9 protein-coding genes are annotated in these 6,740 nt (G+C 41.7%); 5 read left to right on the forward strand and 4 right to left on the reverse strand.

From position 1 onward, the window contains the following. The coding region (locus LAY57_RS33905) for a phosphate/phosphite/phosphonate ABC transporter substrate-binding protein (RefSeq protein ID WP_249071596.1) at positions 1–889 on the forward strand (889 nt) is incomplete at its 5' end. A 162-nt stretch (positions 890–1,051) separates the two neighbouring features. Here the strand turns inward: LAY57_RS33905 and LAY57_RS33910 are convergent. From LAY57_RS33910 to LAY57_RS33920, 3 genes are all read right to left on the reverse strand, one after another. Continuing rightward, positions 1,052–1,642 (reverse strand): Uma2 family endonuclease, encoded by a 591-nt coding sequence (locus LAY57_RS33910; RefSeq protein ID WP_249071597.1) that lies wholly within the window; start codon positions 1,640–1,642, stop codon positions 1,052–1,054. 57 nt (positions 1,643–1,699) lie between these two features. Further along, entirely contained in the window at positions 1,700–2,290 is a 591-nt protein-coding gene (locus LAY57_RS33915) for a Uma2 family endonuclease (RefSeq protein ID WP_249071598.1), read from the reverse strand. 118 nt (positions 2,291–2,408) lie between these two features. Then, positions 2,409–3,116 carry a GDSL-type esterase/lipase family protein gene (locus LAY57_RS33920; protein WP_249071599.1) on the reverse strand — a complete coding sequence of 236 codons (708 nt, stop codon included), beginning with the start codon at positions 3,114–3,116 and terminating at the stop codon, positions 2,409–2,411. 254 nt (positions 3,117–3,370) lie between these two features. Here LAY57_RS33920 and LAY57_RS33925 point away from each other — a divergent pair, with 254 nt between their 5' ends. Beyond that, complete coding sequence (locus LAY57_RS33925) at positions 3,371–3,637, forward strand: hypothetical protein (RefSeq protein WP_249071600.1); 267 nt, start codon at positions 3,371–3,373, stop codon at positions 3,635–3,637. Positions 3,638–3,646: 9 nt separating this feature from the next. Further along, positions 3,647–3,856: a hypothetical protein gene (locus LAY57_RS33930; protein ID WP_249071601.1), complete on the forward strand. Its 210-nt coding sequence runs from the start codon at positions 3,647–3,649 to the stop codon at positions 3,854–3,856. 134 nt (positions 3,857–3,990) lie between these two features. Here LAY57_RS33930 and LAY57_RS33935 read toward each other — a convergent pair whose 3' ends face one another. Then, positions 3,991–4,215 (reverse strand): hypothetical protein, encoded by a 225-nt coding sequence (locus LAY57_RS33935; protein ID WP_249071604.1) that lies wholly within the window; start codon positions 4,213–4,215, stop codon positions 3,991–3,993. A gap of 316 nt (positions 4,216–4,531) precedes the next feature. Between LAY57_RS33935 and LAY57_RS33940 the strand changes: the two genes are divergently transcribed. Together LAY57_RS33940 and LAY57_RS33945 are read left to right on the forward strand one after the other, a co-directional pair. After that, positions 4,532–5,944: a P-loop domain-containing protein gene (locus LAY57_RS33940; protein WP_249071606.1), complete on the forward strand. Its 1,413-nt coding sequence runs from the start codon at positions 4,532–4,534 to the stop codon at positions 5,942–5,944. Then, positions 5,907–6,740: WD40 repeat domain-containing protein (locus LAY57_RS33945; RefSeq protein ID WP_249071608.1), on the forward strand; the 834-nt coding region annotated here is incomplete at its 3' end. The genes LAY57_RS33940 and LAY57_RS33945, both read left to right, overlap by 38 nt.

Genomic DNA, 6,740 nt, shown 5'->3' on the forward strand with positions numbered 1-6,740 from the left:
CCTTATTATCAGCGAGGTCGAAGAGCCGAAAAGCTTATTCAGTCTACTTTTGAGCTATAGTTGTCGCCCCTTCAGGATGTTTTTGGCGGGTTGTGCCTCCGTCAACGACCGCCCAGACAAAAATTTAGGAAAATTAATAATTGGGGTAGTTTCCGATGGGGAAGGCTCCGGTTCTACTGAAAAGTACGATCGCGCGATCGCTTATTTAGAAAGCCAGACAAAAACCTTGATTGAACTAGAGCCTGCCTATAACGAAATCAAGGCAGTTGAGCAGATAAAACGCCAAAATTGGGATTTAGCGTTTGCTTCCCCTGGGTTAGCAGCTATTGCGATCGCCAAAGCACAGTATTTACCCTTATTCCCCCTTCAGGGAATTAGCAGTTTGCAGTCTGTATTCGCAGTACTTAACGAAAGTCGAATTAAACAGCTAACTGACTTGGCTAGAAAAAAAGTTGCTTTGGGTCAACCGGGTTCTGCGACTGGATATTATGTGCCTCTGAACGAGCTGCGCGGTATTACTCTAGCAGAAGTGCGCTTAGCACCTACACCCCGAACAGTTCTGGAGTGGATAGCCAAAGAAGAGGTTGTTGCTGGCGCTTTGTCGAGAGAGGCATTCGATCGCTATCGCTCAGAGTTTAGTTCCATAAACTTTCGGATTATTCATACAAGTCCTATAATTCCTGCGGGAGCAGTTTTGCTCAGCCCCAAAGTTGAACGCAACCAACAGGAACTGATTAAAAAAGTGATGAGTAATATCTCTCCAGAACTGGCTCAAGAGGCTGGTTACATACCAAACGCTAAAGCGCCTAATTATGATTCTTTGATCGCTCTGATTCAAAAAGTAGAACCTATGGAAGCGCAGATCCAAAAAAAGCCAGTGCGTTTGTAAAACCGATGGTACGTAGTTGCGCTTTAGCGCTTTTATCCCAGTTGTAATAAGAGGGCTAAAGCCCAACTACGTACCTGCATAGCAGCGCTAATCTTATAACTAGCAACTTAAGTTATTAGCATAATAATTCCTAAATACCAATATAATAACATACTTCACCCTTTATTCGGTCACTTCATCCTCAAATGTTACACCCTCATAAATATCGCTCATCAACATATCTACTTCTAGCCAAACCAAAGAAACATTAGCATCTGCATCTTCGTACTCCTGAAATATCCACTTTTCTGATTCATTTTTGACATATTGTTCCACCGAATACTCATACTGGTCAATCAGCAAATACTCACGTAATGCCGGAATAGACCGATAGAAACGAAACTTCTTACCTCTGTCAAAATCACTCGTTGAATTAGAAAGTACTTCCACAATAAGTGAAGGATTTAGTACTTCATCTTTGCGTCCTTCATTGAGAATTGGCTTACCCGCGATCGCCATCACATCTGGATAGAACCCTCGCCGATATGCAGGAATCCATAACCGCAAATCGCTCATAAATACTTCTGCATTTTTTCCGCGCAAAGCTGATTTCAAATAGGCATACATATTGCCTATAATCCGGTTATGATTAATCGTGCCACCTGTCATTGCGATAATTTCTCCATCATGGTATTCACTTCGGAAGTCAGCAGTTTCTTCTAACTTTCGATACTCTTCTAAAGTAGATAAGCCTTGTTGAGTTTGAGTTAACATTGTTTTCTAATGGTGAGATAATTTGCAACTATGTAATAAAATCACATATTTCGCCCTTTATTCAGTAACTTCATCCTCAAATGTAACACCCTCATAAATATCGCTCATCAACATCTCTACTTCTAGCGAAACCAAAGAAACATTAGCATCTGCACTTTCGTACTCCTGAAATATCCACTTTTCTGATTCATTTTTGACATATTGTTCCACTGAATACTCATACTGGTCAATCAGCAAATACTCACGTAATGTAGGAATAGACCGATAAAAACGAAACTTCTTACCTCTGTCAAAATCTCGTGTTGAATTAGAAAGCACTTCCACAATCAGTGAAGGATTTAGTACCTCATCTTTGCGATCTTCATTGAGAATTGGCTTACCCGCGATCGCCATCACATCTGGATAGAACCCTCGCCGATATGCAGGAATCCATAACCGCAAATCGCTCAAGAAAATTTCGTATTCTTTTCCCCGAACCAAATTGCCTAATACCCTACCCAAATTACGGATAATCCGGTTATGATTAATCGTGCCACCTGTCATAGCGATAATTTCTCCATCATGGTATTCACTTCGGAAGTCAGCAGTTTCTTCTAACTTTCGATACTCTTCTAAAGTGGATAAGTGTTGTTGAGTTTGAGTTAACATTTTTTTCTAATGCTGCGGTAATTTGCAACTGCATATCGGAAACATCCCTTACCGATATATTTGCCAAAACGGGATGCTTCCTGCCTATTTATGAGATAGTAACATAATTTGGCAAAAACTATGTTACTTTTTTGTACTTCGCCAATGCAGAAGGCCAAGTAGCTTTTGCCAACAACGGTTGTAAATCTTTAGCAATGCGAGTAGCTAAAATTTCATGTCCGGCTGGATTTGGATGGATAACATCATCTTGGCGATAACGGGAATCATCCAAAATTCCTTTGAAAATCTGAGAAATCAGATAAGAGTGGGTGTCTTTGGCAATGCGATCGTATATTTCTTGATATGTGTCTTTAGTCAGGCCGATATTTATGCCCAAAAGAACGACAATGCCTCCTTTATCTTGAATAATTGTCACAATTTGCCGTAAATTTTGTTCGGTTTGAGCCTTTGGGACTTTTTGCAGAAAATCGTTTCCACCTAATTCCACAATGACTAACCAAGGTTCTGCGGTAATGACATCCGTTTGCAGACGACTTAGTCCCGCTGCGGTGGTGTCGCCGCTGACACCCCGATTTACGATTGGCAAACCTAGCTGACGACTGAGGACGCTGGGAAACGCCTCTGTCTCTCCTACGCCATACCCAGAAGCGATGCTATCCCCCAAAACGATAACTTGTTTCCCAGCGCCAAGTTTGAGGTTTTTCACAGCAGCGAGATTGTCGCCACAACTGGTGAAGACAAGCAGGGAACAGAACATCAAAACAAAGAAATTTAACAGTCGGCGGTTTTTCATGTTGAAAATGCGATCTGCAATCTGAAAAAACATCTAACTTTATCTGTATAAATCACGTAAACTCTGCACTTACATCTGTGTTTATCTGTGTTCATCTGTGGTTAAAAAAATCAAACTTACTTTTCTGATAGACTCTTATAGAAGAGGGATAAAAAGCGAGCTTTCCATGCGTAAGCTGATGCTAATCTGTATGGGAATATATTATAATGGAAACTATTCCTCAGTCTGAGTTGAAGATGGATTAGCTGACGCCGCGCTGGTACTCTCACATTGGACAGAATGGCGTCTTGGAAGATGACCAGATTTTCCTGCACTATCAGGAACGTTATCTGGAGGCGTCCGGTGGTAGCACCAACTTTGCCAAGGCGTTCTATTTGCCGACAAAGGCCGATCGCTTTGTGTCAGAGTTACGTAAATGGGTGAATAACTACAATGCCGACCCATTTCCCGGTGCTAGCTTACCGCCACCTTTGCCCAAGGAAAAGCTGATGGATCGGTATTATTCCCATACACAGAAGTGTGCTAGCTGTAGTGCCGCCCTAGTTAAAATTTAGCAGATCAGGATGTGGTTTGCGATAATTGGAGCGATCGTTTGGGCGATCGCTCCACTTCTGGCTGTCTCCCTTGAAAATGCCCTTTTGCCTGTAGCGATCGCGATCGCGGTGAGCCTTGGCTTCGGTGCCTTGTGGTTCCGGCTAGGCAAGCTTCAGAGGCAGTTTTACGAGGGTCGGCATATACCGCCGCGCAACCTGCCTGAGAAAATCCGGCCTTAAATCTGCTACTTTTGGCTCCTTTGGCTTGGTAATTGATTCTGTAGGGGCGAAGCATTCGGGCGACAATTTATAAGGTAAAACCCTAAATTTTATGCCCGAATGCTTCGCCCGTCTATGCCACAAAAATGCTTAGCCTAATTGTGTTGATTTTTAATTAGTTCAACGGATGGTAAATTTTGCCGATAAAATAGGGAAAATTCTTCGGCTATGCTTATCCAAGCACTAATTACTTGCGGTGCTTCAATTAGCAAGATGACTAGAATAGTAATCAGTACCTTGCGATGACGGAATTTTTGGGCTGGTTGGGTTTGATTTTGGTTTGATTCTTCTGTTGTAGAACTGGTAGTTAGGTTGCTCATAATTTATTTCTCAACTCTATAGGCACATCCTAAACAACAGAAAAAATCCTGTCGATAGGCAGATAGGTTTTGTCTAATTACCGATTTGCCCTATTTTTTAGGGCAGATAGGGCAATGTAACAAAACCTATCTGCCCTAGACTGGGTAAGACTAATTTGATATAGTTGAAAAATCGAGGAAATTACGCAACTGACAGTTAACTAAAGGTATGTAGTTGCGCTTTATCGCTAAAGCGCAACTACGTACCTAAGAATTAATCCTTGTCTTGTGACAATTGCGTAAGTCTTATATCAAAACTAATCCCTAAAAAATTGCTATGCTTCAATCTGATAAGGTGCAATCTAGTGCAGAGGGTAAAAAGAAACTCAGAGAAGCTTATAAAAACGCCAAGTTGACCATAGCGCAACTGGCGGAAAAAGCTTCCCCTGTCTCTGAAGATACGATTAAACGATTACTTGGTACAAGAGATTGCCCTAACGGTGTGGAAAGATGGGCGGTTATTAATATTGCCAAAGTTTTGGAAATCGAACCAACCGAAATAGTTGATCCGAAAGACTGGTATCCCCAGCAGCTACCCCAGGAATTTGACGCACTGATTCAAGAAAAGACTCGCATATTTTGCGGTCGAAAATTTGTATTCGATACTTTTGAAAAATTTCTCAAAGATAATCCCTCCGGTTATTTTACCGTCGTAGGTGATGCGGGAATGGGGAAAAGTGCGATTGCTGCGAAGTACGTTGATAAATACCAATCTCCTTGCTATTTCAATATTTTGGCAGAACGGCGCAATCGCCCGGAACTATTTCTGCAAAGTATTCGCCAACAATTGATTAATCGCTACCAATTGCAAGAAGCGAAAGAAGATGATTTACCGACTTTGTTGGCGAAGGTTAGTCAAAAACTTCCTGCTGGGGAAAGGTTAGTGATAGTAGTTGATGCGCTGGATGAAGTGGAACAAGAAGCGGGAGGTAATCTATTACATTTGCCGATGACTTTGCCGGATAGGGTTTATTTTCTGTTAACGAGACGACCTTATACTCTGCAAACAAAGCGGTTGTTTGTATCGCCGGGTGTGGTGATGAAGGAATTAGATTTAAGGGCAGAGGATTATGTGAATTTTAGCCGGGAAGATGTGAAAAAATATATTCGCTTATTTCTCTATAAAGACCCAGAATATAAAGAGGGATTGGAAAAATGGATTCAAAAACGCCATATCTCTGATGACAATTTTGTTGAACAGGTGGCGGATAAAAGCGAAAACAATTTTATGTATCTTTGCTATGTTTTACCGACGATTGCTAAAGGTGAATATGATGATTTAAGTTTAAGGCAATTGCCGCAGGGTCTTTTAGATTATTATCAAAATCATTGGGTGCGGATGGGAATGGAAACTGCGCCTAAAGAAAAAATGGTGATTATTCTATTTATTTTAAAGGAGATTGGCAAGCCGATACCCTGCGAGATGATTGCCGACATTGCCGATATAGAAGAGTATGAGGTGCAGAAGACTTTGGATAAATGGGTGGGGTATTTGAAAGATAAAAAAATTGACGGTGATGTTTGTTACAGCATTTATCATGCTAGTTTTCTCGATTTTCTCCAAGCTAAAAAGGAGTTGGACAAAGAGCGGAAACTATTTAAAGAGGTAAATCAAGGCATTGTTGAATACTGGGAAAGGGAGATGGAGGGAGATGAGGGAGAAGACGAAGACGAGGAAGAAGGTTGCTGATAAATTAAAGAGCAAAAAGTCTTACTTACAAACAGCTTATCTGGGAAGGTTTCCTTATAATTTGGTGAACTCTGGTAATTTAGCCAAGTATTCCCAACTGCTGACGAATTTTGACTTTATTGAAGCCAAGATTAATCATCCTGAGTTTGGCGTGCAATCTCTCATTGCTGATTATTATTTGCTGGATGATGCTGAAGTTTTAACTCATCCTGAGTACAACGACGAGAAAGTCAAAGCGCTGAAATTGATACAAGGGGCGCTGCGACTTTCAGCCTATATTTTGAATCAAGATAAGACGCAACTGGCAGAGCAATTTTGGGGGCGAATGCAGTGCTTGAAAATGCCAGAAATTAAAGCGATGCTTGAGCAAGCAAAGCAGAGTAAAACCACTTGGTTGCGACCTGTAACTAATAGCTTAACTCCCCCTGGTGGGGGGGTGTTGCGTACTTTTGGCGGTCATAGCAGTTGGGTAAATGCAGTTGCAGTGACACCGGATGGGAAACAAGCGATTTCTGGTTCATTTGACGATACTCTCAAACTGTGGAATTTGGCAACTGGGGAGGAACTTTTTACTTTTGGCGGTCATAGCAGTCCGGTAACAGCAGTCGCCGTCACACCGGATGGAAAACAGGCAATTTCTGGTTCAAATGACGATACTCTCAAACTGTGGAATTTGGAAACAGGGGCGGAACTGAAAACTTTTAAAGGTCATAGCAGTGCGGTAACAGCAGTCGCCGTCACACCGGATGGAAAACAGGCAATTTCTGGTTCAAATGACGATACTCTCAAACTGTGG

This window comes from Argonema antarcticum A004/B2, assembly GCF_023333585.1.
GTDB lineage: Bacteria > Cyanobacteriota > Cyanobacteriia > Cyanobacteriales > Aerosakkonemataceae > Argonema > Argonema antarcticum.